This is a genomic window from Flavobacterium humidisoli (assembly GCF_023272795.1).
In the GTDB taxonomy this organism is placed as follows: Bacteria; Bacteroidota; Bacteroidia; order Flavobacteriales; family Flavobacteriaceae; genus Flavobacterium; species Flavobacterium humidisoli.
Map to the genome: position 1 here is coordinate 377189 of NZ_CP096829.1, position 25480 is coordinate 402668.

Below are 25480 nucleotides of genomic sequence, written 5' to 3' on the forward strand. Positions count from 1 at the left end.
AAAAAGAATACTGCTATGAATTTGTTAAAACTCCAAAAAAAAACCATTCATTAAAAAATGAATGGTTTATCTTAATATATCTCTTATGATTATTTAATCTTAAAAGCATTTAAACCTGGAAAATAAGCAGTGCTTCCTAATTCTTCTTCAATTCTTAACAATTGGTTGTACTTTGCCATACGATCTGAACGAGAAGCCGAACCAGTTTTGATTTGACCACAGTTTAATGCTACAGCTAAATCAGCAATAGTATTATCTTCTGTTTCTCCAGAACGGTGAGACATTACAGATGTATAACCAGCGTTTTTCGCCATGTTTACAGCAGCAATAGTTTCAGTCAAAGTACCAATTTGGTTAACTTTTACTAAAATTGAATTAGCAATTCCTTTTTCGATTCCTGTTGACAAACGCTCAACGTTAGTAACAAATAAATCATCACCAACTAATTGTACTTTATTTCCAATTTTTTCAGTTAAGTATTTCCAACCATCCCAGTCATCTTCATACATACCATCTTCGATAGAGATAATTGGATATTTAGCAGCTAATTCAGCTAAGTAATCAGCTTGTTCTTCAGAAGTTCTAATTTTTCCAGTTTCTCCTTCAAATTTAGTATAATCGTATTTACCGTTTACATAGAATTCAGAAGCTGCGCAGTCAAGAGCAATCATAATTTCGTCACCGAAAGTATATCCTGCTTTTTCAACCGCTAATTTGATAGTATCTAAAGCATCTTCAGTACCACCAGCCAAGTTTGGAGCAAAACCTCCTTCATCACCAACTGCTGTACTTAAACCTCTGTCATGTAAAACTTTTTTTAAGCTGTGGAAGATTTCAGTTCCCATTTGCATAGCATGTGTAAAAGAAGTTGCTTTTACAGGAAAAATCATAAACTCTTGGAATGCGATAGGTGCATCAGAGTGAGAACCACCATTGATGATGTTCATCATTGGAACTGGCAATGTATTAGCAGAAACACCTCCAACATATCTGTATAATGGCAATCCTAATTCATTAGCAGCAGCTTTTGCAGCAGCTAAAGAAACTCCTAAAATAGCATTAGCCCCTAATTTTGATTTATTTGGAGTTCCATCTAAATCAATCATTAATTGGTCAATTGTGTTTTGTTCGAAAACAGAAGTCCCAACTAACTCTTCAGCAATAACGGTATTTACATTATTCACTGCATTCAAAACACCTTTACCTAGATAAGCTTTACCTCCATCACGTAATTCAACAGCTTCGTGCTCTCCAGTTGATGCTCCAGATGGAACAGCAGCTCTACCTAAAACCCCATTTTCAGTTACTACATCAACTTCAATAGTTGGGTTTCCTCTAGAATCAAGAATTTGTCTTGCGTGAACTTTAATTATAATACTCATTATTTTTGTTTTTTATTAATAAATTATATTTTTTTTTCGAAATTATAAAAATATTTAATACTATAAACGCATTGTAGTCATTAAACACCTTTATTTATTAACTACATCGTTTTAGACTTTGTCGCTTTTAATATTCTCTACAAATTGGTCAAACAAATATGACGAATCGTGTGGTCCTGGACTAGCCTCTGGGTGATATTGAACTGAGAAACAATTTTTGTTCTTCATTCGCATTCCCGCAACAGTACCATCATTTAAGTGAACATGCGTAATTTCTAATTCTGGATGATTTTCCAATTGCTCTCTCTTAACCGCAAATCCATGGTTTTGAGATGTTATTTCGCCTTTACCTGTAATGATATTTTTTACTGGATGGTTAATTCCTCTGTGTCCATTAAACATCTTGTAAGTTTCAACACCATTAGCCAAACCAATTACCTGATGTCCTAAACAGATTCCGAACAATGGCTTATTATCTGCCAAAATCTCCTTTGCAACCTGAATCGCCCCAAACAGCGGATCTGGATCTCCAGGGCCATTTGACAAGAAATATCCATCAGGATTAAACTCAGACATATCTTTATAAGTTGAATCAAACGGATATACTTTAATATAACAATCTCTTTTTGCAAGGTTTCTCAAAATATTTTTTTTGATACCAAGATCTAAAGCTGATATTTTATAAGTAGCATTTTCGTCGCCAAAGAAATACGGCTCTTTAGTTGAAACTTTAGAAGCCAACTCTAAACCTTCCATATTTGGAACATTAGCCAACTCTTTTTTCAAATCCTCGATTGAAGTTCCATCTGTACAAATTACTGCATTCATAGCGCCATTATCTCGAATGTAGCTTACAAGTGCACGCGTATCAACATCAGAAATACAGATTAAATTTTGTTTCGCAAAATAATCCTCTAAACTTCCAGAAGCATTTTCTCTAGAATAATTAAAACTAAAGTTTTTACAAACTAAACCGGCAATTTTAATACTATCAGATTCAACTTCAGAATCATTAACACCATAGTTTCCGATATGTGTATTTGTAGCAACCATTATTTGCCCAAAATAAGAAGGATCAGTAAAAATTTCCTGATACCCAGTCATTCCTGTATTAAAACAAACTTCACCAAAAGTTTTACCGCTAATTCCGATAGATTTTCCGTGAAAGATTGTTCCGTCACTAAGTAATAAAATGGCGCTTTGTCGTGTTGTGTATTTCATTATTTAATTTGTATTGTTTTTTAATCAAGTTATAAAACCAAATATAGATTTTAAGTGTAATTAGAATTTTGCAAATTTACTTCTTTAAAATAGCCCCTCCAAGATTTTTTAAAACTTTCATCTGTAAAAATAAAACCTATCATTTTAAATAAGTTACATTTTTATGGTTTCAAAAAAATCAAAAAAAAAGGATAAACTAAAAATTAGTTTATCCTTGATTTCTATAGAATGATTACTTTCATAATTATTCAGAAGCTTCAGTAGTCGTTTCTGTTTCAGCAGCAGGAGCTTCTGGAGCAGAAGTTTCAGCTTTTTTAGCTTTACCACCACGACGGCTTTTCGCTTTTTTAACTTCTTTTTTACCTCCATTGTAAAGTTCATTGAAGTCAACAAGTTCGATCATTGCCATATCAGCATTATCTCCCAAACGATTTCCAACTTTAATGATACGAGTGTATCCACCTGGACGGTCTCCAACTTTAGCAGCCACATCTCTGAACAAGTCAGTTACAGCATATTTGCTACGTAGGTATGCAAAAACAATACGACGATTGTGAGTCGTATCTTCTTTTGATTTTGTGATTAAAGGCTCAACAAATTGTTTAAGCGCTTTAGCTTTAGCAACAGTAGTGTTAATACGTTTGTGCTCAATAAGAGAACAAGCCATATTAGCCAACATAGCTTTTCTATGTCCAGTCTGTCTGCTTAAGTGGTTGAATTTTTTTCCGTGTCTCATGACGTGTTTTTTTTATCTTCATCTTGCTACAATCCACTATGGAGAGCAAAATATGAAGTAAATTATTCTTTATCTAATTTGTATTTAGCTAAATCCATTCCGAAAGTTAAATTCTTCACTGCAACAAGTTCATCAAGTTCAGTTAAAGATTTTTTACCAAAATTACGGAATTTCATTAGGTCATTTTTATTGAACGATACTAAATCACCAAGTGTATCAACTTCAGCCGCTTTCAAGCAATTTAATGCTCTCACAGATAAATCCATATCAACAAGCTTAGTTTTAAGCAATTGTCTCATATGCAATGACTCTTCATCATACGATTCTGTTTGTGCAATTTCGTCAGCCTCAAGTGTAATTCTTTCATCAGAAAACAACATGAAATGGTGAATTAAAACTTTAGCAGCTTCAGTAAGAGCATCTTTTGGATTAATAGATCCATCAGTTTTAATTTCAAAAACTAATTTTTCGTAATCTGTTTTTTGCTCTACACGGAAATTTTCGATTGCATATTTTACATTTTTTACCGGAGTAAAAATAGAATCTGTAAAAATTGTTCCAATTGCAGCATTCTGTTTTTTGTTCTCTTCAGCAGGAACGTATCCTCTACCTTTTTCGATTGTCAAATCGAAGTTCAATTTGATTTTAGAATCTAAATTACAGATAACAAGGTCTGGATTCAAAACTTGAAAACCTGAGATAAATTTTTGAAAATCACCTGCTGTTAATTGATCTTTACCAGAAACAGAAATAGTAACTGATTCATTATCGATATCTTCAATCTGACGTTTGAAACGTACTTGTTTTAGATTAAGGATAATTTCGGTAACATCCTCAACAACACCTGAAATAGTAGAAAACTCATGATCTACACCTTCGATACGAACAGATGTAATTGCATAACCTTCTAACGCTGAAAGCAAAACTCTTCTAAGTGCATTACCAACTGTCAATCCGTAACCAGGTTCTAAAGGTCTAAACTCAAATTTACCTTCAAAATCGGTTGAATCGATCATGATAACTTTATCGGGCTTTTGAAAATTAAATATTGCCATAAATTTCGACTAAGTCAATTATTATTTGTTGTACAACTCTACGATTAATTGTTCTTTAATGTTTTCTGGAATTTGAAGTCTCGCAGGTACAGAAACGAAAGTTCCTTCTTTAAGATCATTGTTCCAAGTAATCCATTCATAAACATGACTTGAATTTGATAAAGAACGTTCGATAGCTTCTAAAGATTTAGATTTTTCACGAACTGCAACTTTATCACCAGGCTTAAGGTGGTAAGAAGGAATATTAACAACCTCTCCATTTACAGTAATGTGTCTGTGAGAAACGATTTGACGCGCACCTCTTCTAGATGGAGCAATTCCCATTCTAAAAACAACATTATCTAATCTTGCTTCGCATAATTGTAATAAAACTTCACCAGTTACTCCTTTAGTTGCTGATGCTTTTTCGAATAAATTTCTGAATTGTTTTTCTAAAATTCCATAAGAATATTTAGCTTTTTGCTTTTCCATTAACTGAACAGCGTACTCAGATTTTTTTCCTCTTTTTTTAGCCATCCCGTGTTGTCCAGGTGGGTAATTTCTTTTTTCGAATGATTTATCATCTCCGAAGATTGCCTCGCCAAATTTACGAGCGATTTTGGTTTTAGGACCAGTATATCTTGCCATTTTAAAAAAAATTTAAGGTAGAAATTATGAATTCAGGTCTAATCCTTCGATAATCTATGTTCTACCTTGTTTATACTATAAAAATAAAAAATTAAACTCTACGTCTTTTTGGAGGGCGACATCCGTTGTGCGGCATTGGAGTAACATCGATAATCTCTGTAACTTCAATTCCACCGTTATGAATAGAACGGATAGCAGACTCACGTCCGTTACCTGGTCCTTTTACATAAACTTTCACTTTTTTAAGTCCCGCCTCAAGTGCTACTTTAGCGCAATCTTCTGCTGCCATTTGAGCTGCGTAAGGAGTGTTCTTTTTAGAACCTCTGAAACCCATTTTACCAGCTGAAGACCAAGAGATAACTTCACCTTTCTTATTAGTCAAAGAAATAATAATGTTATTAAAAGTGGCAGAAATATGAGCCTCACCCGTTGATTCAACGATAACTTTACGTTTTTTTGCAGTTGCTTTAGCCATATTACTTATTATTTAGTTGCTTTTTTCTTGTTAGCAACAGTTTTTCTTTTACCTTTTCTTGTTCTTGAGTTGTTTTTAGTTCTTTGCCCTCTTAACGGAAGACCAGATCTATGACGAATACCTCTGTAACATCCGATATCCATTAAACGTTTAATGTTTAAAGATATTTCAGAACGTAATTCTCCTTCAATTTTGTAAAATGAAACAGCTTCACGAATTGCTCCGATTTCATCATCATTCCAATCTTGAACTTTTTTATCTTGGCTAACTTGAGCTTTTTCCAAAATCTCGATAGCTCTACTTTTTCCTAATCCGAAGATGTAGGTAAGTGCAATAACACCTCTTTTGTTTTTTGGGATATCTACCCCTGCTATTCTTGCCATAATTATCCTTGTCTTTGTTTAAATCTAGGATTCTTTTTGTTTATTACGTACAGTCTCCCTTTTCTACGCACGATAATGCACTCGGCACTTCTCTTTTTTACTGATGCTCTAACTTTCATAGTGAATATCCTTTAATATCGATAAGTAATTCTTGCTTTTGACAAATCGTAAGGACTCATTTCTAGTTTCACTTTATCACCAGGTAATAATTTGATGTAATGCATTCGCATTTTACCAGAAATATGAGCAATTACAATATGTCCATTTTCTAACTCTACACGGAACATCGCATTTGACAATGCTTCAATGATTGATCCGTCTTGTTCTATTGCTGATTGTTTTGCCATAAATATATTAAGCTACCGCTTTTCTATTTTTACCAGTCTTCATTAAACCATCATAATGTTTGTTTAACAAGTATGAATTGATTTGTTGAATAGTATCTATTGCAACACCAACCATAATTATTAATGAGGTACCTCCAAAAAACATTGCCCAAGATTGTTGTACATCCATAATACTTACAACAATAGCTGGGAACACAGCAATCAAAGCAAGGAATAAAGATCCTGGGAAAGTTATTAAAGACATCACTTTATCAAGGAAATCAGAAGTTTCTGCTCCAGGACGAACTCCAGGAATAAAACCACCGCTTCTTTTTAAATCATCAGCCATTTTGTTAGTAGGTACAGTGATCGCAGTATAAAAGAATGTAAATACAATAATTAAAGTTGCAAAAACAAAATTATACCAGAAACCAAACATATTACTAAATGCACCAACAATAGATTGTGATGTATCTGATTTAGACAATCCAGCTACAGCCGCAGGAATAAACATAATTGCCTGCGCAAAAATAATTGGCATAACTCCTGAAGCATTAAGCTTAAGAGGAATCCATTGTCTATTACCTCCTGCCAAATCTTGCTCGTAATCTCCCGTAGTCGTACGACGAGCATACTGAACAGGGATTCTACGTACTGCCATTGTAAGCAATACACAAGAAATGATAACTAACAACCACACAATAATTTCAATAACTAATAACATTGGACCTCCATTGTTATTGGTAACACGAGTGGTAAACTCTTGGATAAAAGCTTGCGGTAAACGAGCTAAAATACCAACCATAATTAACAATGAAATACCATTTCCAATACCTTTATCTGTAATTTTCTCACCCAGCCACATAGCAAAAATTGTACCAGTAACTAAAATGATAACAGACGAGAACAAAAATTCAGGAGAATTAAAGCCTAGCAAAAATGCATTACTAGGCAATGTTCTGTATAAATTATAGATATAAGTTGGACCTTGAACCAATGTGATAGCGATTGTCAACCAACGAGTGATTTGATTAATCTTTTTTCTACCACTTTCCCCATCATTTTGAAGTTTTTGTAAATATGGAATCGCAATCCCCATCAACTGAACAACAATAGACGCAGAAATATAAGGCATGATACCTAAGGCAAAAACTGAAGCCTTAGAGAAAGCACCCCCGGTGAACATGTCTAGAATAGATCCTAGACCATTTTTAGTTTGTCCCGCTAAACCAGTCAATTGCGTTGCGTCAATTCCAGGAAGCGTAACGTGTGCTCCAAAACGATATACTAAAAGCAATCCTAATGTAATTAAGATTCTATTCTTTAGTTCTTCGATTTTCCAAACATTACTTATTGATTCAATAAATTTCTTCATCTTAATAGATAAGTTATATAGTTACAGCTTCTCCACCAGCAGCTTCAATAGCAGCTTTTGCAGTAGCAGTAAATTTGTGGGCAGTTACTTTTAATTTTGCTTTCAATTCTCCTCTACCTAAAATCTTAACGATTTCATTTTTAGTAGCCAGACGATTTGCCACGAACTCTGTCATAGAAACAGAATCAGTAATTGCACCGTTATCAACTAATAATTGAAGAGTATCTAAATTAACACCTTCGTATTCTTTACGATTGATGTTTTTGAAACCAAACTTAGGTACACGTCTTTGAAGCGGCATCTGCCCTCCTTCAAAACCAATCTTTTTAGAATAACCAGAACGAGATTTTGCCCCTTTGTGTCCACGTGCAGCGGTACCACCTTTTCCAGAACCTTCTCCTCTACCTAATCTTTTATTTTGATTGTGTGTAGATCCCTCAGCAGGTTGTAAGTTACTTAAATTCATAACAGTATTTGTTATTTAGCTTCTTCAACAGAAACTAAGTGTTTAACTTTGTTTATCATCCCAAGGATAGCAGGATTTGACTCATGCTCCACAACTTGTCCAATTTTACGTAGACCTAAAGCTTCCAACCCTCTCTTTTGAGAAAGAGGACAGTTGATTTTGCTTCTTACTTGTTTTACTAATAATTTAGCCATAATTTCCTGAATTAACCTTTAAAAACTTTCTCTAAAGAAACACCTCTTTGTTTTGCAACAGTATGAGCACTTCTCATTTGCAATAAAGCATCAAAAGTTGCTTTTACTACGTTATGCGGATTTGATGATCCTTGAGATTTAGACAATACATCGTGAATACCTACTGACTCAAGAACTGAACGAACAGCTCCACCAGCAATAACTCCAGTACCATGAGACGCTGGAATTAAGAATACGCGTGCACCACCAAATTTACCTTTTTGTTCGTGAGGAACAGATTGTCCATTCAAAGGAATTCTAACTAAATTTTTCTTAGCATCTTCTACTGCTTTCGCAATTGCTTCAGAAACGTCTTTAGATTTTCCTAATCCATGACCAACTACTCCATTTTCATCACCTACAACTACAATAGCAGAAAAACCGAAAGCTCTACCTCCTTTTGTAACCTTAGTAACACGATTAACACTAACTAGACGATCTTTTAATTCAAGACCACTAGGTTTTACCAATTCTACATTTTTGTATTTAGACATAATATATTAGAATTTAAGTCCAGCGGCTCTTGCGCCTTCTGCTAATGATTTAATACGCCCGTGATATAAATATCCACCTCTATCAAAAGTGATGGTATCAATCCCAGCTTTTAACGCTTTCTCTGCAACTAGCTTTCCAACAGCAGCAGCTACTTCAACGTTAGTACCTTTTCCTATTTCTTTTTCTCTAGAAGATGCAGCTAAGATAGTAACTCCATTTACATCATCAATAATTTGAGCGTAAATTTCTTTATTACTTCTAAAAACAGAAAGTCTAGGTCTTGCAGCAGAACCACTAACCGATTTTCTAATTCTGAATTTAATTCTCTGTCTTCTTTCAGATTTTGTTAATGACATAATCTTATATTTTAAGCTGATTTACCTGCTTTTCTTCTTAATACTTCACCCACAAATTTAACACCTTTTCCTTTGTATGGCTCAGGCTTACGGAAACCTCTGATTTTCGCAGCTACTTGACCTAAAAGTTGTTTATCAAACGATGTTAATTTTACGATAGGGTTCTTACCTTTTTCAGATACTGTTTCTAAAGATACTTCTGGAGCAATTTCTAAAACAATATTGTGAGAATATCCAAGAGCTAAATCTAATTTTTGACCTTGGTTTGAAGCTCTATAACCTACTCCAACTAATTCTAGTTCTTTTGTGAAACCTTCAGATACACCAACAATCATATTATTGATCAAAGATCTAAATAATCCGTGTTTTGCTCTATGGTCTTTATGATCAGACGATCTTTCAACTAAAACTTGATCGCCTTCAACAGTTACATTTACGTCCGAAAACTCTTGTACTAGTTGACCTCTTTTTCCTTTTACTGTAATAATACCGTCTTTAACTTCAACAGTTACACCAGCAGGGATTACAATTGGGCTTTTACCTATTCTTGACATCTTTATCTAGTGTTTAAAATTAGTATACGTAACAAATTACTTCACCACCTACATTTAATTGCTTAGCTTGTTTTCCTGTCATCAAACCTTTTGATGTAGAAACAATAGCAATTCCTAATCCGTTAAGGATTCTAGGTAATTTGGCAGCACCTGCGTACTTACGTAAACCAGGTTTACTAATTCTTTGGATATCTTTGATTACAGGCTCTTTAGTATCTTTATCATACTTCAAAGCAATTTTGATAGAACCTTGAACTGTGTTCTGCTCAAATTTGTAACTTAAGATGTAACCTTGATCAAATAAGATCTTAGTTATCTCTTTTTTAAGATTAGATGCTGGAATTTCAACAACTTTGTGGTTTGCAGCCACAGCGTTACGAACTCTAGTCAAATAATCTGCAATAGGATCTGTATACATATGTATTTGATTGCGATTATGGTTTTCGGGAGATACTCATCTCCCGAACCTTTAATCAATTAAAAATTATTTTTTGGTTTGCAAAAGTAATAACTTATTGCCAGATTACCAAGATGCTTTTTTAACACCAGGAATTAATCCATTGTTAGCCATTTCACGGAAAGTTACACGTGAAATACCGAATTGACGGATGTAACCTCTAGGTCTACCTGTTAATTTACAACGGTTGTGTAAACGAACTGGTGAAGCATTTTTAGGTAATCTTTGTAAACCTTCATAGTCTCCAGCTTCTAATAAAGCTTTTCTCTTTTCAGCGTACTTAGCTACCGTTTTCTCTCTTTTCACCTCGCGGGCTTTCATTGATTCTTTAGCCATGTCTTAATTCTTTTTAAAAGGTAATCCTAATTCAGCCAATAATGACTTTGCTTCCTTGTCTGTTTTTGCAGTAGTAACAAAAGTAATATCCATTCCTGAAATTTTGTTTACTTTGTCAATATCAATTTCTGGGAAAATGATTTGCTCTAAAACTCCAAGATTGTAGTTACCTCTTCCGTCGAATCCAGTAGCTTTAATACCACCAAAATCTCTAACACGTGGTAAAGCAGAAGTGATAAGTCTATCTAAAAACTCATACATTCTTTCTCCACGTAAAGTAACTTTTGCTCCAATAGGCATCCCTTTTCTCAATTTGAAAGACGCAACGTCTTTCTTAGAGATTGTAGAAACTGCTTTTTGTCCAGTGATCTTTGTTAACTCATCAACTGCATAGTCAATAAGTTTTTTATCAGATACAGCTGCACCAACTCCACGGCTCAAAACGATTTTCTCAAGTTTAGGAACTTGCATCACGTTTGTATATCCGAACTCTTCTTTAAGAGCAGAGATCACTCTACTCTTATATTCTTCTTTTAGTCTAGGTGTATATGCCATTACTATAGTACTTGATTAGATTTTTTTGAAAATCTTACTTTCTTATCTCCTTCTACTCTAATACCTACTCTAGTTGTTTCCTTAGTTTTAGGATCAATTAAAGCAATGTTAGAAATTTGAATAGAAGCTTCTTTCTTAACGATACCACCTTGAGGGTTTTTAGCACTTGGTTTAGTATGTTTAGAAACCATGTTTACACCTTCAACGATCGCTTTGTTTTTTTCACGGTAAACACGTAAAACTTTACCTTCAGCCCCTTTATGGTCTCCAGCAATAACTCTTACGATATCTCCTGATTTTATTTTTAGCTTTATCATCTTAAAACGAATTAAAGCACTTCTGGTGCTAATGATACAATTTTCATGAATTGTTTTTCACGAAGTTCTCTTGCTACCGGACCAAAAACACGAGTTCCTCTCATTTCCCCTGCAGCGTTCAAAAGAACACATGCATTATCATCGAAACGGATATAAGAACCATCAGCTCTTCTCACTTCTTTTTTAGTACGCACAACAACTGCAGTTGAAACAGCTCCTTTTTTCACGTTTCCGTTTGGAGTTGCATCTTTGATAGAAACTACAATTTTGTCACCAACAGAGGCATATCTTCTTTTAGTACCTCCTAAAACACGAATAGTTAAAACTTCTTTAGCTCCCGTGTTATCTGCTACTTTTAGTCTTGATTCTTGTTGTACCATAATTATTTAGCTCTTTCTAAGATTTCAACTAATCTCCAACATTTTGTTTTACTTAAAGGACGCGTTTCGCTAATTCTTACAGTATCTCCAATGTTACAGTCGTTTGTTTCGTCGTGTGCAACATATTTCTTAGTTTTCAACACGAACTTACCGTATAATGGGTGTTTTACTTTTCTTACTTCCGAAATAACGATAGATTTATCCATCTTATTTGAAGTAACAACACCTATTCTTTCTTTTCTTAAATTTCTTTTTTCTTCCATCTTTCAGCAGAATACAATTATTGTAACTCTCTTTTAGTTAACTCTGTAGCTAATCTTGCAACTGTTCTTCTAACGCTTCTAATTTGAAGTGGGTTAGCAATTGGAGAGATTGCGTGAGCCATTTTTAGGTCAGCATATACTTTCTTAGTTTGACTAAGCTTTTCTTGCAACTCCGCTGCAGAAAGATCTTTTATTTCTGATTGTTTCATAATAAATATAAATTATGCTTCGAAATCTCTAGCAACGACGAACTTAGTTTTTACTGGAAGTTTTTGAGCTGCAAGACGTAAAGCCTCTTTTGCAACTGACAATGGAACTCCTCCAACTTCAAACATAATTCTTCCTGGTTTAACAACAGCAGCCCAATACTCAACTGCTCCTTTACCTTTACCCATACGTACTTCAAGAGGTTTCTTAGTAATAGGTTTGTCTGGGAAAATTTTAATCCATAATTGTCCCTCTCTTTTCATGTAACGAGTTGCAGCGATACGCGCAGCTTCGATTTGACGAGAAGTTAAGAACATTCCATCTTCATGTACAGATTTAATACCAAACATTCCATTTGAAAGCTCATGCCCTCTTTGAGAGTTACCTTTCATTCTACCTTTTTGTACCTTACGGTATTTTGTTCTTTTAGGCTGTAACATTTTTCTTTAGTTTAAAAATTTACTTTCTTTTACGAGCGTCTGGTTTTCCACCTTTGTTAAAGTTAGATTTGCCTCTAGGAGCATCTCCACCTTTTCCACCACCTGTACCAGATTGTTTTTTGTCCATTCCAGCAAGTGGAGAAAGTTCTCTCTTACCGTAAACTTCACCTTTCATGATCCACACTTTGATACCCATTCTACCGTAAGTAGTATGAGCTTCAGCAAGTGCATAATCAATGTCAGCTCTGAAAGTTGATAGAGGAATTCTACCTTCTTTGAAACCTTCCGAACGCGCCATCTCAGCACCATTCAAACGACCAGAAATCAAAACTTTGATACCTTCAGCGTTCATACGCATAGAAGCAGCAATAGCCATTTTGATTGCACGTCTGTAAGAAATACGGCTTTCGATTTGACGAGCGATGCTTGTCGCCACAAGATAAGCATCTAACTCAGGTCTTTTGATTTCAAAGATGTTGATTTGAACCTCTTTGTCAGTAACTTTCTTAAGTTCTTCTTTTAACTTGTCTACCTCTTGCCCACCTTTTCCGATAATGATACCAGGTCTAGCAGTAGTGATAGTAACGGTTACAAGTTTTAAAGTTCTCTCGATGATTACTTTTGATACACTAGCTTTTGATAAACGAGCGTGGATATACTTTCTGATTTTGTGATCTTCGGCAAGTTTATCACCGTAATCATTTCCACCATACCAGTTTGAGTCCCATCCTCTGATGATACCAAGTCTATTTCCAATTGGATTTGTCTTTTGTCCCATGCTGCTTAAGAATTGCTTTGTGTGTTATTGATAGCTCCAAGCACGATTGTTACGTGATTAGAACGTTTTCTTATTCTGTGTGCACGACCTTGTGGAGCTGGACGAAGTCTTTTTAACATCATTCCACCATCTACTCTGATCTCTTTAACAAATAATCCAGCCTCTTCTAAATTACCTTCACTATTTTTTTGCTCCCAGTTATTGATTGCAGATAATAATAGTTTTTCTAATTTTCTTGAAGCTTCTTTAGAACTGAATCTTAAAATGTTAAGTGCTCTTTCTACCTTCTGACCTCTTACCAAGTCCGCTACTAAGCGCATTTTTCTAGGTGAAGTAGGGCAGTTATTCAATTTTGCGAAAGCGATAGACTTATTAGCCTCTTTTCTCGCATCTGCTGTTTCTCTTTTACGAACTCCCATTGCTTCTTTTATTTTTTACCTTTATTTTTTGCTCCAGCATGACCTCTAAAAGATCTAGTTGGCGAAAACTCTCCTAATTTGTGACCTACCATGTTTTCTGTTACGTAAACTGGTACAAATTGACGACCGTTATGAACTGCGATAGTTTGTCCAACGAAATCTGGAGTAATCATTGAAGCTCTAGACCAAGTCTTAACAACTGCATTTTTACCACTTTCTACGTTTTCTTGAACTTTCTTGTCTAATTTATAATGAACGAAAGGTCCTTTTTTTAATGAACGTGCCATATCTTATTATTTCTTTCTACGTTCTACGATATACTTGTTACTCGGGTTTTTCTTAGAACGAGTTCTGTAACCTTTAGCTGGCAATCCGTTTCTTGAACGTGGGTGCCCTCCAGAAGAACGTCCTTCACCACCTCCCATAGGGTGATCAACTGGGTTCATCGCTACTGGTCTAGTTCTAGGTCTTCTTCCTAACCATCTTGTTCTACCTGCTTTTCCAGATACAACTAATTGGTGGTCAGAATTAGAAACAGCTCCAATTGTAGCCGAACAAGTTAACAAGATTAATCTTGTCTCACCAGAAGGCATTTTAATTGTTGCATATTTCCCGTCTCTTGCCATTAACTGAGCAAAAGTTCCAGCTGAACGAGCGATAACAGCTCCTTGTCCTGGACGTAACTCAATACAAGATATAACAGTTCCAAGAGGAATTCTGCTTAAAGGTAATGTATTACCGATTTCTGGTTGAGACTCTGGCCCAGAAACTAATTTCTGACCAACTTTCAATCCGTTTTGTGCGATAATATAAGTTTTCTCTCCATCAGCGTAAGCTAATAAAGCGATAAATGCAGTACGATTTGGATCGTATTCAATTGATTTCACTGTAGCTGGAATTCCATCTTTAGTTCTTTTGAAATCAATAATACGATATCTCTGCTTGTGACCACCACCCGTATAACGCATGGTCATCTTTCCTTGACTATTTCTACCTCCAGAGTTTTTTATCGGCGCTATCAATGAGCGTTCCGGCTTATCAGTTGTAATAGCGTCATAACCATTCACAACTCTAAATCGCTGACCCGGGGTAATAGGTTTTAATTTTCTTACTGACATTTTTCTATCTTAGATATTGTTGTAAAAATCAATTGTTTCTCCTTCTTGTACTTGTACAATTGCTTTTTTGTAAGCATTTGTCTTTCCACTGATTAAACCACTTTTAGTGTATTTAGTAGATCTATCTGGTCTCACATTCATTGTATTAACAGAAACGATAGTTACTCCATAAGCAGCCTCAACAGCTTTCTTAATCTCAACTTTGTTTGCTTTTTTGTTAACAACGAATCCGAAGCGGTTTAGAACTTCACTTTCTTTGGTTACTTTTTCCGTTACTATAGGTCTAATAATAATGCTCATATTCCTATTATTTACTTAAATTTTCTTCAATTAACTCTAAAGAACCTTCCAAAAGCACTAAATTATTAGCATTTAATATTGCGTAAGTGCTTAATTCTGAGCTAGTTACGACGTTTGAAGCCTTTAAATTACGTGACGACAAATATACATTTTTATTTGACTCACCCAACACAAATAAAGATTTTTTATTCTCTAACCCTAAAGCTTTCAAAACGTTAATGAAATTTTTAGTGTTTGGCGCTTCAAAATTAAAGTCTTCTAAAACTACGATATTTGACTCTTTTGCTTTGATTGAGAAAGCTGATTTTCTAGCTAATCTCTTTAAGCCTTTATTCAATTTGAATGAATAACTTCTTGGTCTTGGTCCGAAAACTGTTCCACCACCTTTAAACAATGGATTCTTAACACTTCCTGCACGTGCAGTACCAGTTCCTTTTTGTTTTTTAATCTTACGAGTACTTCCAGTTACTTCAGCTCTTTCTTTAGCTTTGTGAGTACCTTGTCTTTGATTAGCAAGATATTGCTTAACATCAAGATATACTGCGTGATTGTTTGGCTCAATTGCGAATACTGAATCAGAAAGTTGAACTTTTCTACCAGTATCTTTTCCGTTGAAATCTAATACTTTTACTTCCATTACTTCTGAATGATTACATAAGAGTTTTTGTGCCCAGGAACACATCCTTTAACAACAAGTAGATTCTTATCAGCAACTACTTTTAAAACTCTAAGGTTTTGAATTTTTACATTTTCTCCTCCCATTCTTCCAGCCATACGCATTCCTTTGAATACTCTAGATGGATAAGAAGAAGCTCCTACAGAACCTGGCGCTCTTAAACGGTTGTGCTGACCATGAGTAGCTTGTCCAACACCACCAAAACCGTGACGTTTAACAACACCTTGGAAACCTTTACCTTTAGACACACCTTGTACATCCACAAATTCCCCTTCTTCAAAAATAGTAACATCTACAAGATCTCCTAATTTTTGTTCAGTTGCAAAATCCTGAAATTCAACGACTTTTTTCTTAGCAACAGTTCCCGCTTTTTTAAAGTGCCCTAAAGCAGCTTTAGTAGAATGTTTCTCGTTTTTGTCATCGAAACCAAGTTGCAACGCTTCATACCCGTCAACCTCTTTGGTTCTGACTTGGGTAACAACGCATGGGCCAGCTTCGATTACTGTACAAGGAATGTTTTTCCCGTTTTCATCAAAGATACTAGTCATGCCGATTTTCTTACCAATTAACCCAGACATAAATATTAATTATTAATTACTAAAATTCCCTTCAATTTGAAAATAACAGAAATTTCCAAACAGGGAGTGCAAAAGTAGACATTAAAAACGAATATACCAAACAGTTTCAAAAATTAAATCGCTCATAATCAAAATCCAAGCATCAAAAGACCGTCAAAACAAACCCCACTTGCAACAAAATTTCAATCTATTTTTTCAATCTTCAAACATTCTACACGTAACAATTAATTAATAAAATCACAACAAAAGAAACTTGCATCCCTTTAAAACAAAGGACTTTATAAAAAACAAAAAGATTTTACAAATAACAAAAGATTAAATTTCACAAACTAAAAACAACTTTTGAAAACAAAAAAAGCGAGACAAAAAATGCCTCGCTTTTTATATGAAAAAATATAAAAAAATTATACTTTAATCTCTACTTCAACTCCACTTGGCAATTCAAGTTTCATTAAAGCATCAATAGTTTTTGATGAAGATGAATAAATATCAATCAATCTCTTGTATGACATTACTTCAAATTGCTCTCTCGCTTTTTTATTAACGTGCGGAGAACGTAATACAGTGAAAAGTTTTTTGTGAGTTGGCAACGGAATTGGACCCGTTACAACCGCTCCAGTAGTTTTTACTGTTTTCACGATCTTTTCAGCAGATTTATCTACCAACATGTGATCGTAAGATTTTAGTTTTATTCTGATTTTTTGACTCATTTTCTTAAAATTAAGCGTTACCTTTTGCTTTTTTGATTACCTCTTCTGAAATATTAGAAGGTGTTTCTGCATAGTGAGAAAACTCCATTGTTGAAGTCGCTCTACCAGAAGACAATGTTCTCAATGTAGTTACATAACCAAACATTTCTGATAAAGGCACATCAGCTTTAATCGTTTTAGCACCATTTCTATCACCCATATCATTAACTTGACCTCTACGACGGTTCAAGTCACCTACGATATCACCCATGTTTTCTTCTGGAGTGATAACTTCGATTTTCATGATTGGCTCAAGAATAACAGCTCCAGCAGCACGTCCAGATTCTTTATAACCCATTCTTGCAGCTAATTCAAAAGAAAGAGCATCAGAATCCACAGGGTGGAAAGATCCGTCTAACAAAGTCACCTTCAAACTATCAACAGCATATCCAGCTAAAGGACCTGTTTTCATAGCCTCACGGAAACCTTTTTCAACAGCAGGGATATATTCTTTAGGAACGTTACCACCTTTTACCTCATTAACGAACTGTAATCCCACAGGAACTTTACCATCAACTTCATCAGCAGGCTCGATTCTAAATACGATATCACCGAATTTACCACGACCTCCAGATTGTTTCTTATAAGTTTCTCTATGTTGAGCAGATTTAGTAAACGCCTCTTTGTACTCTACTTGTGGCTCACCTTGATTAACCTCTACTTTAAACTCACGCTTCATACGATCAACTAAGATATCTAAGTGAAGCTCACCCATACCAGAAATAATAGTCTGACCTGAAGCTTCATCAGTTCTTACAGTAAACGTCGGATCTTCCTCAGCTAATTTAGCCAAAGCCATACCCATTTTATCAACGTCAGCTTTAGTTTTAGGCTCAATAGCGATACCAATTACTGGCTCTGGGAATTTCATAGATTCCAAGATAATTGGACTCTTCTCATCACACAAAGTATCTCCAGTTTTGATATCTTTAAATCCTACAGCAGCTCCAATATCTCCAGCCTCAATAAATTCGATTGGATTTTGCTTATTAGCGTGCATTTGGTAAATACGAGAGATTCTCTCTTTATTACCAGAACGAGTATTTAAAACATAAGAACCAGCATCTAAACGTCCAGAGTAAGCACGGAAGAAAGCTAAACGACCTACGAATGGGTCAGTAGCAATTTTAAATGCCAAAGCAGCAAACGGCTCTTTTACATCTGGGCGACGTAAGATTTTAGTTTGATCTTCTTCTAATAATTCAGCATCGTCAGGGTGAATTCCCTCAATACCTTCTTTATCCAATGGAGATGGCAAATACTTACAAACAGCATCTAACATAAATTGAACTCCTTTGTTTTTAAAAGAAGAACCAGCAAGCATTGGAATGATAGCCATATCAATAGTAGCAGCTCTCAACGCATTGTTAATCTCTTCTTCAGTAATAGAGTTCTCATCCTCCATATACTTATCTAAAAGATTTTCATCATAAGTAGCAATCTCCTCGATAAGAATAGAACGGTAATGCTTAACATCATCAACCATATCAGCTGGGATATCAACGATATCAAAAGTAGCTCCTTGAGTTTCATCATGCCATACAATAGCCTGATTCTTAACTAAGTCAACAATACCTTTAAAATCTGCCTCATCACCAATAGGCAAAGTAATTGCAACCGCATTCGATTTCAACATATCTTTAACCTGTCCGCATACAGCTAAAAAGTTAGCACCTTGACGGTCCATTTTATTTACGAATCCCATACGAGGAACTCTATATTGATCAGCAAGTCTCCAGTTAGTTTCAGATTGAGGCTCAACACCATCAACAGCACTAAATAAGAAAACCAAACCATCAAGTACACGTAAAGAACGGTTTACCTCTACAGTAAAGTCAACGTGTCCAGGAGTATCAATAATATTAAAGTGGTATGGTAATGATTCTGGAATAACTTTACCTTGTACAGTTGGAAAATTCCAAGTACAAGTTGTAGCAGCAGAAGTAATTGTAATACCTCTTTCTTGCTCTTGAGCCATCCAGTCCATTGTTGCAGCACCATCGTGCACCTCACCAATTTTGTGTGACTTTCCAGTATAAAAAAGAATACGCTCAGTTGTTGTTGTCTTACCAGCATCAATGTGAGCAGCGATTCCGATATTTCTTGTATATTTTAAATCTCTAGCCATTTCTTTACGAATTAAAATCTAAAATGAGAGAATGCTTTGTTAGCTTCTGCCATTTTGTGAGTATCCATTCTTTTCTTAACTGCAGCACCTTCTTCTTTAGCAGCAGCTAAACACTCTGAAGCTAAACGTTGTGCCATAGATTTTTCATTTCTTCTTCTTGAATAAAGTATCAACCACTTCATTGCCATAGAAATTTTTCTGTCTGGACGAATTTGCATTGGGATTTGGAATGTAGCTCCACCAACTCTACGGCTACGTACTTCTACGTGAGGCATAACGTTTGTTAAAGCATCTTTCCAGATCTCTAATGAAGTTTTCTCATCATTTTGCTTTTTAGTTTCGATGATATCAATAGCATCATAAAATACTTTAAAAGCTGTAGATTTCTTACCATCCCACATTAAGTTATTCACAAAACGTGTTACTAATTGGTCATTAAACCTTGGATCCGGTAAAAGTGGTCTTTTCTTTGCCGCTCTTTTTCTCATGTCTTTTTCTTAAAAGTTTTTAAATTACTTTTTTGCTTCTTTTGGGCGTTTAGCACCGTACTTAGATCTTCTTTGCGTTCTTCCTGCAACACCTGACGTATCAAGAGCTCCACGAACGATATGATATCTAACACCTGGTAAATCTTTTACCCTTCCACCTCGCACTAATACTATCGAGTGCTCTTGTAGATTATGTCCTTCTCCAGGGATGTAAGCATTCACCTCATTACCATTTGTCAAACGCACACGCGCAACTTTACGCATTGCAGAGTTTGGTTTTTTTGGTGTAGTAGTGTAAACACGCGTACAAACCCCTCTTCTTTGAGGACAAGAATCTAAAGCAACCGATTTACTCTTCTTAGTGATCTGAGTTCTTCCTGTTCTTACTAATTGTTGAATTGTTGGCATAATTAATACTAAAAATTATTATGTTTATTAAATTCCCGCTTTTTACGGGGTTGCAAATGTATAAAATAAATTTCAGTATACAAACGTTAAATCATTAATTTTCAACAACATTATTTATATCTATGATTTCACAAAGAAACATTAGATATTTGCTTTACATTTAACCGACAAAACAATTGCTTTTGAAACAATTACATTACATACTTATTTTACTACTATCCTCAAATTGTTTTGCGCAATCTTTCTACCTTAATATAAACGGAATAAACAAAAAACAAAATCAAACTATTGACTCGATTTTTTACATAAAAAAACATTCAAATATAAAATCACTAAACAATGAGATTGCAACAGTAACAAACAAACTAGCAAAACAAGGCTACATAGACTCTAAAACATTAGAAAACAAAAAGATAAACGACAGCACTTATGCTATTTTAATAGACCTGCAAACTAGAATAAAGGAGATACATATATATATAGGTATAAATAGTTTTTTTTACAACTCAAAAAAAACAGCAAAAGACAGCATAATCATACCCTATACAGAACTTGAAAATTTCTTAAATCAACAAATATCAGACAACGAAAAAGCAGGATTTGCTTTTTCTAAAATCAAGCTTGAAAACATCAAAAAAAAGAATTCAACAATTTACGCCGACTTAAATTTTGATTCCGAAAAAAAAAGAACTTTAAATTCCATTATTGTAAACTACACGAATTCTTCTTCGAAAGATTATTTCCCAAAAGGAGCACTTAAGCAATTAAACAAAAAATACCTTAACAAAACTTTTAATCAAGAAACCGTCAAAAAACTTTATGACGACATCAATAGTTTTGAATTTGTTTCGCAGCCCAAATATCCAGAAATCTTATTCACATCAGATTCTACCAAAATCTACACTTATCTTGACAAAAGAAAAGCTAATAACTTTGATGGATATATTGGTTTTTCAAATGATGAAAACAAAAAGTTAATTCTAAATGGCTATTTGGATATTTCTTTAACAAACATACTACGAGCTGGCGAAAAATTTTCTCTTTATTGGAAAAGCGATGGAAACCAACAAAAAACCTTCAACACCAAACTTGAAATTCCATATCTATTCCAATCTTCTCTTGGAATTAAAGCACAATTAAACATCTTCAAACAAGACAGCACATTTCAGAACACTAAAACAGACATCAATCTTGGTTATTATTTAAATTACAATTCCAAGATCTATCTCGGCTACCAATCAACCGAATCAAGCGATATTCAAAACATCAACAATTCTACTATTAGCGATTTCAACAATTCATACTTTACTTCAACATACGAATACAAAAAAACAGACTCCAACAATAGCCTCATGCCTGGAAAAGCTTTTTTAAATTCGATAATAGGCCTTGGAAAAAGAGAAACAAATAACGATCCGGAAACGGCAGATCCAAGCAAACAATTTTATATAAATCTAAATGCAACGTATAATTTCGAGCTTAATAACAAGAATTTCATTAATATAAATTCTCAGAATTTCTATTTGGATAGCAAAAATTACATTTCTAATGAATTATTTCGATTTGGCGGAATGAATTCAATTAGAGGATTTTCCGAAAATAGCCTTCAAGCAAATTTTTACTCTGCAATTCTTACAGAATACAGATATCTATTCTCAAAAAGCGCATACATCCATTCTATAGCTGATTATGCTATATATCAAGACTTAACCAATATTTCAAATCCTAAAAAAATTAAGAATTTAATAGGAATCGGTATAGGTGTGGGAATAGAAACAAAAAACGGAATTTTACGAATTATTCTCACGAATGGACAGCAAAATCAACAGGAAATACAATTATATAACACTATCGTAAACATATGTTATAATGTTAAATTTTAGGGTTTACCAAAAAAAATATTTTTTTTATTAGGAAAGTTAACAAATTATTAAGAGTTCTGCGATACTAATTCAAAATATTTAAAAATGAAACTAAAGTTCAATGGATTCTTAGTGCTTTTATTAGTACTAGTTGCGCAATTGACATTTGCGCAAGAAAGAGCTGTTTCAGGAACAGTTTCCGATAATACAGGTATGCCTTTACAGGGGGTAAGTGTATTAGTGAAAGGAAGCAAAACTGGAACACAAACTGATTTTGATGGAAAATATTCTATTAAAGCATCTTCAAGCCAAGTTTTGGTATTTAGCTACATTGGAATGAAAACCCAAGAAGTAGCTGCAAGCTCATCTGTAGTTAATGTTAAATTATCAGGTGATGCACAAGAACTTGAAGCAGTTGTAGTAACAACAGCTTTAGGTATCAAAAGAGAGAAAAAATCTTTAGGTTACTCATCACAAAAACTTGATGAAAAAACAGTTAACTCAACACCAACAAACAACTTCCTAAACAACTTATCAGGTAAAGTTGCAGGTTTAGAGGTTAAAACTAACTCTAACTTTGGTGGATCTACCAACATCGTACTTCGTGGATCAAAAAGTTTAACTGGAAACAACCAAGCATTAATGGTTGTTGATGGTGTTGCTATCAGCAATGATAACTTAAACTCAGCATCAGCAAAAAGTGGAAGACAAGGTTTTGACTTTGGTAACTCTGCTTCTGATATTGACCCAAACAACATTGAATCTATTACAGTACTTAAAGGTGCTGCTGCAACTGCATTATATGGTAGCCAGGCTGCGAATGGTGCGATTATGATTACTACTAAAAAAGGTAAGAAAAACAGCGCTTTAGGAGTAAGTTTCAGTTCTACAACTTCTATGGGTTCTTATGACAAAGATACTTTCATTAAGTACCAAAAAGGTTACGGAGCTAATGGTTATTCAGGACCAAACGATAGTTTCTACACAGCAGATGCTAACGGAGATGGTATTCCTGATCAAGTTGTTGATATGACTGCCGATTCATCTTTCGGTAATGCTTTCGACCCAAGTTTAAACGTGTTCCAATGGACTGCTTTTGCTCCAGGTAACGCTAATTATGGTAAAGCTACTCCATGGGTTGCTGCTGCTAATGATCCTGGTAAATTCTTCCAAAAATCTTTCAGCACAGTTAACAACATTGGTTTAAGTGGTGGAGACGAAAAAGGATCTTACAACTTTAGCTACACTAACAACAATGAATCTGGAATTTTACCAAACAGTAGATTAAACAGAAATATTATCAATGGTAGTTTCTCAAGAAACTTATCAGATAAAATTAAAACAACTGCATTCTTCACATTCTCTGACCAATCTACAGTAGGTAGAAACAGTACAGGTTATGGAGATAACATCTTAACTGGTTTCAGACAATGGTGGCAAACTAACGTTGATGTTAGAGACTTAAAACAAGCATACCAATTAAACGGACAAAACGTTACTTGGAACATGAATGATCCATTATCTGGAAATTTTGCTCCAGCTTATTGGAACAACCCATACTTTGACCGTTACAAAAACTACTCTTCTGATGACAGAACGAGAGTTCTTGCAGGTGCTAATATCTCTTACGATATAACAAAAAACTTTAATGTTTTAGGACGTGTTACTGTTGATACTTCTAATGACAGACAAGAATTAAGAAAAGAAAAAGGAAGCCACGCTGAAGAGTTTGGTTTACAAGCTCTTGATGAAACTTCAGGATACGAGCTATACACAAGAAGTTTCTTACAGACAACTTACGATTTCATTGCAACTTACGATCTAAAAATCTCTGAAAAAATTTCAGCAAAACTTTTAGGTGGATCAACTTTCATCAAATCTCACGTAGATTCATTCGACGGATCAACAACTGGAGGTTTAGTAGCTCCTGGATTGTTTACTTTAGCAAATTCAATGTCATTTGTTGCTCCATTAGAGCAAGAAATCAACTACAACAAATTAGGTCTTTATACTCAAGGTTCTATTGACTACAACAGAATCGTTTTCGTTGAAGGTTCATACAGAAGAGATCAATCTACTGCTTTACCACAAAACAACAACAAATATGATTACTGGTCACTTGGAACAAGTTTCATTGCATCTGAGTTAATCAAACAAGATTGGTTAAACAACTTAAAACTTAGAGCTAACTACGCAGTTGTAGGTAATGACCCTGCTGCTGGTTTAATTGGTGCAAAAGTTAATAATGGATTAATTGGCGGTAACTTAATGTTCGCTAACAGTTCTACTTTTGTTGATTTTAAAAATTTAAGATCTGAAAAATTAAAAAGCTGGGAGTTTGGTGTTGAGGCAGCGATGTTCAAAAACAGATTAAGCTTTGACGTATCTGTTTACCAATCTAACACTACAGACCAAATTTTCAACGTACCGCAATCTACTTCTACAGGATATGCAACTTCACAAATTAATGCTGGAGAAATGCAAAACAATGGTGTGGAGGTATCTTTATTTGGTTCACCAGTTAAAACTAAAGATTTCGAATGGCAAGTTGGCGTAAACTGGTCAAGAAACAGAAACAAAGTTGTTTCTTTGAACCAAGGAAGAGATAACTTACAATTAGCTTCATGGCAAAATGGAGTTTCTTTAAATGCTACTGTTGGTCAACCATACGGTACAATGAGAGGAACAGACTACGTATATGATGCAAACGGAAACAAAACAGTTGACGAAGATGGTTACTACCTACTTGCTACTGATAAAGTAATTGGAAACATCCAAGCTGACTGGATCGGAGGTCTTTCTAACAGATTAAACTATAAAGATTTCTCTTTAAACTTCTTAATCGATATGAAAAAAGGAGGAAGTGTTTATTCTCTAGATCAAGCTTACGGACAATACACAGGTCTTTACCCAGAAACTGCTGGTCTTAACGACTTAGGAAACCCATTAAGAAACTCTATCGCTAATGGTGGAGGTATTATCCTTGATGGAGTTTACGAAGATGGTACTCCAAACCAATCTAGAATCCCTGCAAACATGGTAGGAGCTGGTTTTGGTGTTGAAGTTGAGCCGAACAAAAAATTCATCTACGATGCATCTTACGTAAAATTAAGAGAAGTTGGTTTCACATACAATGTACCGTCTAAATTCTTAGACAAAACAATGGCTAAATCAATCTCATTTAGTTTATTAGGAAATAATCTTTGGATTATTCACAAAAATTTACCGTATGCTGACCCAGAAGCTGGACAATCATCTGGAAACATTCAAGGTTTTCAATCAGGTGTAATGCCAACAACAAAAGTATACTCATTTAATATTAAAGCGACTTTCTAAG

Annotated in this window: 36 protein-coding genes; 2 read left to right on the top strand and 34 right to left on the bottom strand. The window is 34.6% G+C overall.

All coding sequences use genetic code 11. The features are described 5' to 3' along the window. Positions 1-89 precede the first annotated feature (89 nt). The 34 genes from eno to rpsL all read right to left on the bottom strand — a co-directional run bounded on the left by eno (position 90) and on the right by rpsL (position 20281). Positions 90-1382, bottom strand: coding sequence for a phosphopyruvate hydratase (gene eno / locus M0M44_RS01820; protein ID WP_248728268.1), 1293 nt, complete (start codon positions 1380-1382; stop codon positions 90-92). Positions 1383-1493: 111 nt separating this feature from the next. Beyond that, positions 1494-2603 carry a glutamine-hydrolyzing carbamoyl-phosphate synthase small subunit gene (carA, locus tag M0M44_RS01825; RefSeq protein WP_248728269.1) on the bottom strand — a complete coding sequence of 370 codons (1110 nt, stop codon included), beginning with the start codon at positions 2601-2603 and terminating at the stop codon, positions 1494-1496. Positions 2604-2847: 244 nt separating this feature from the next. Beyond that, positions 2848-3339: a 50S ribosomal protein L17 gene (gene rplQ / locus M0M44_RS01830; protein WP_248728270.1), complete on the bottom strand. Its 492-nt coding sequence runs from the start codon at positions 3337-3339 to the stop codon at positions 2848-2850. A 62-nt stretch (positions 3340-3401) separates the two neighbouring features. Beyond that, the gene (locus M0M44_RS01835; RefSeq protein WP_008464329.1) at positions 3402-4394 is read right to left on the bottom strand and encodes a DNA-directed RNA polymerase subunit alpha; all 993 of its coding nucleotides are present in this window, start codon (positions 4392-4394) and stop codon (positions 3402-3404) included. A 21-nt stretch (positions 4395-4415) separates the two neighbouring features. After that, positions 4416-5021, bottom strand: a complete 606-nt coding sequence (rpsD, locus tag M0M44_RS01840; protein WP_008464326.1) for a 30S ribosomal protein S4 — start codon at positions 5019-5021, stop codon at positions 4416-4418. Positions 5022-5112: 91 nt separating this feature from the next. Beyond that, positions 5113-5496: a 30S ribosomal protein S11 gene (gene rpsK, locus M0M44_RS01845; RefSeq protein ID WP_026727866.1), complete on the bottom strand. Its 384-nt coding sequence runs from the start codon at positions 5494-5496 to the stop codon at positions 5113-5115. A gap of 8 nt (positions 5497-5504) precedes the next feature. Continuing rightward, on the bottom strand, positions 5505-5879 hold the full coding sequence (gene rpsM, locus M0M44_RS01850; RefSeq protein WP_008464322.1) for a 30S ribosomal protein S13: 375 nt from the start codon (positions 5877-5879) through the stop codon (positions 5505-5507). Between the two features lie 2 nt (positions 5880-5881). Next, positions 5882-5998, bottom strand: coding sequence for a type B 50S ribosomal protein L36 (ykgO, locus tag M0M44_RS01855; RefSeq protein ID WP_002987490.1), 117 nt, complete (start codon positions 5996-5998; stop codon positions 5882-5884). A gap of 12 nt (positions 5999-6010) precedes the next feature. Next, on the bottom strand, positions 6011-6226 hold the full coding sequence (gene infA / locus M0M44_RS01860; RefSeq protein ID WP_007136545.1) for a translation initiation factor IF-1: 216 nt from the start codon (positions 6224-6226) through the stop codon (positions 6011-6013). 7 nt (positions 6227-6233) lie between these two features. Further along, complete coding sequence (gene secY, locus M0M44_RS01865) at positions 6234-7580, bottom strand: preprotein translocase subunit SecY (protein ID WP_007803669.1); 1347 nt, start codon at positions 7578-7580, stop codon at positions 6234-6236. A 13-nt stretch (positions 7581-7593) separates the two neighbouring features. Beyond that, positions 7594-8046 carry a 50S ribosomal protein L15 gene (gene rplO / locus M0M44_RS01870; protein ID WP_095931496.1) on the bottom strand — a complete coding sequence of 151 codons (453 nt, stop codon included), beginning with the start codon at positions 8044-8046 and terminating at the stop codon, positions 7594-7596. 11 nt (positions 8047-8057) lie between these two features. Then, positions 8058-8240, bottom strand: coding sequence for a 50S ribosomal protein L30 (gene rpmD / locus M0M44_RS01875; RefSeq protein ID WP_008464315.1), 183 nt, complete (start codon positions 8238-8240; stop codon positions 8058-8060). Positions 8241-8251: 11 nt separating this feature from the next. Further along, positions 8252-8776 carry a 30S ribosomal protein S5 gene (rpsE, locus tag M0M44_RS01880; RefSeq protein ID WP_085949269.1) on the bottom strand — a complete coding sequence of 175 codons (525 nt, stop codon included), beginning with the start codon at positions 8774-8776 and terminating at the stop codon, positions 8252-8254. Positions 8777-8779: 3 nt separating this feature from the next. Beyond that, complete coding sequence (rplR, locus tag M0M44_RS01885; protein WP_035650451.1) at positions 8780-9130, bottom strand: 50S ribosomal protein L18; 351 nt, start codon at positions 9128-9130, stop codon at positions 8780-8782. 11 nt (positions 9131-9141) lie between these two features. Then, positions 9142-9684: a 50S ribosomal protein L6 gene (gene rplF, locus M0M44_RS01890; RefSeq protein ID WP_248728271.1), complete on the bottom strand. Its 543-nt coding sequence runs from the start codon at positions 9682-9684 to the stop codon at positions 9142-9144. Between the two features lie 19 nt (positions 9685-9703). Continuing rightward, positions 9704-10102: a 30S ribosomal protein S8 gene (gene rpsH / locus M0M44_RS01895; protein WP_008464306.1), complete on the bottom strand. Its 399-nt coding sequence runs from the start codon at positions 10100-10102 to the stop codon at positions 9704-9706. Positions 10103-10207: 105 nt separating this feature from the next. Next, entirely contained in the window at positions 10208-10477 is a 270-nt protein-coding gene (rpsN, locus tag M0M44_RS01900) for a 30S ribosomal protein S14 (protein WP_008464305.1), read from the bottom strand. Positions 10478-10480: 3 nt separating this feature from the next. Further along, a complete protein-coding gene (rplE, locus tag M0M44_RS01905; protein ID WP_012022484.1) occupies positions 10481-11032 on the bottom strand; it encodes a 50S ribosomal protein L5 in 552 nt (183 codons plus the stop codon). Positions 11033-11034: 2 nt separating this feature from the next. Continuing rightward, positions 11035-11349 (bottom strand): 50S ribosomal protein L24, encoded by a 315-nt coding sequence (gene rplX / locus M0M44_RS01910; protein ID WP_026727873.1) that lies wholly within the window; start codon positions 11347-11349, stop codon positions 11035-11037. Positions 11350-11360: 11 nt separating this feature from the next. Then, positions 11361-11729, bottom strand: coding sequence for a 50S ribosomal protein L14 (gene rplN, locus M0M44_RS01915; protein ID WP_007803649.1), 369 nt, complete (start codon positions 11727-11729; stop codon positions 11361-11363). Between the two features lie 2 nt (positions 11730-11731). After that, a complete protein-coding gene (rpsQ, locus tag M0M44_RS01920; protein WP_012022485.1) occupies positions 11732-11992 on the bottom strand; it encodes a 30S ribosomal protein S17 in 261 nt (86 codons plus the stop codon). Between the two features lie 17 nt (positions 11993-12009). Continuing rightward, a complete protein-coding gene (gene rpmC, locus M0M44_RS01925; RefSeq protein WP_008464297.1) occupies positions 12010-12201 on the bottom strand; it encodes a 50S ribosomal protein L29 in 192 nt (63 codons plus the stop codon). Between the two features lie 12 nt (positions 12202-12213). After that, entirely contained in the window at positions 12214-12639 is a 426-nt protein-coding gene (gene rplP / locus M0M44_RS01930; protein WP_008464295.1) for a 50S ribosomal protein L16, read from the bottom strand. 19 nt (positions 12640-12658) lie between these two features. Continuing rightward, positions 12659-13417, bottom strand: a complete 759-nt coding sequence (rpsC, locus tag M0M44_RS01935) for a 30S ribosomal protein S3 (protein ID WP_008464292.1) — start codon at positions 13415-13417, stop codon at positions 12659-12661. A 5-nt stretch (positions 13418-13422) separates the two neighbouring features. After that, on the bottom strand, positions 13423-13836 hold the full coding sequence (gene rplV, locus M0M44_RS01940) for a 50S ribosomal protein L22 (RefSeq protein WP_007803631.1): 414 nt from the start codon (positions 13834-13836) through the stop codon (positions 13423-13425). A gap of 8 nt (positions 13837-13844) precedes the next feature. Then, positions 13845-14123, bottom strand: a complete 279-nt coding sequence (gene rpsS, locus M0M44_RS01945) for a 30S ribosomal protein S19 (RefSeq protein ID WP_008464288.1) — start codon at positions 14121-14123, stop codon at positions 13845-13847. Between the two features lie 6 nt (positions 14124-14129). Then, positions 14130-14954: a 50S ribosomal protein L2 gene (gene rplB / locus M0M44_RS01950; protein ID WP_008464287.1), complete on the bottom strand. Its 825-nt coding sequence runs from the start codon at positions 14952-14954 to the stop codon at positions 14130-14132. Between the two features lie 9 nt (positions 14955-14963). Then, on the bottom strand, positions 14964-15254 hold the full coding sequence (gene rplW, locus M0M44_RS01955; protein WP_008464286.1) for a 50S ribosomal protein L23: 291 nt from the start codon (positions 15252-15254) through the stop codon (positions 14964-14966). A 7-nt stretch (positions 15255-15261) separates the two neighbouring features. Continuing rightward, a complete protein-coding gene (rplD, locus tag M0M44_RS01960) occupies positions 15262-15891 on the bottom strand; it encodes a 50S ribosomal protein L4 (RefSeq protein ID WP_111379744.1) in 630 nt (209 codons plus the stop codon). Then, complete coding sequence (gene rplC, locus M0M44_RS01965) at positions 15891-16508, bottom strand: 50S ribosomal protein L3 (protein ID WP_248728272.1); 618 nt, start codon at positions 16506-16508, stop codon at positions 15891-15893. The genes rplD and rplC overlap by 1 nt, the downstream gene beginning before the upstream one ends. 404 nt (positions 16509-16912) lie before the next feature. Further along, positions 16913-17218, bottom strand: a complete 306-nt coding sequence (gene rpsJ / locus M0M44_RS01970) for a 30S ribosomal protein S10 (RefSeq protein WP_007803605.1) — start codon at positions 17216-17218, stop codon at positions 16913-16915. 10 nt (positions 17219-17228) lie between these two features. After that, on the bottom strand, positions 17229-19385 hold the full coding sequence (fusA, locus tag M0M44_RS01975; RefSeq protein WP_111364460.1) for an elongation factor G: 2157 nt from the start codon (positions 19383-19385) through the stop codon (positions 17229-17231). 11 nt (positions 19386-19396) lie between these two features. Further along, a complete protein-coding gene (rpsG, locus tag M0M44_RS01980) occupies positions 19397-19873 on the bottom strand; it encodes a 30S ribosomal protein S7 (RefSeq protein WP_026727879.1) in 477 nt (158 codons plus the stop codon). 24 nt (positions 19874-19897) lie between these two features. Beyond that, positions 19898-20281 carry a 30S ribosomal protein S12 gene (gene rpsL / locus M0M44_RS01985; protein WP_007136570.1) on the bottom strand — a complete coding sequence of 128 codons (384 nt, stop codon included), beginning with the start codon at positions 20279-20281 and terminating at the stop codon, positions 19898-19900. A gap of 182 nt (positions 20282-20463) precedes the next feature. Between rpsL and M0M44_RS01990 the strand changes: the two genes are divergently transcribed. Then, entirely contained in the window at positions 20464-22164 is a 1701-nt protein-coding gene (locus tag M0M44_RS01990) for a BamA/TamA family outer membrane protein (RefSeq protein ID WP_248728273.1), read from the top strand. Between the two features lie 84 nt (positions 22165-22248). Next, positions 22249-25479: a SusC/RagA family TonB-linked outer membrane protein gene (locus tag M0M44_RS01995; RefSeq protein ID WP_248728274.1), complete on the top strand. Its 3231-nt coding sequence runs from the start codon at positions 22249-22251 to the stop codon at positions 25477-25479. Position 25480: the final 1 nt, after the last annotated feature.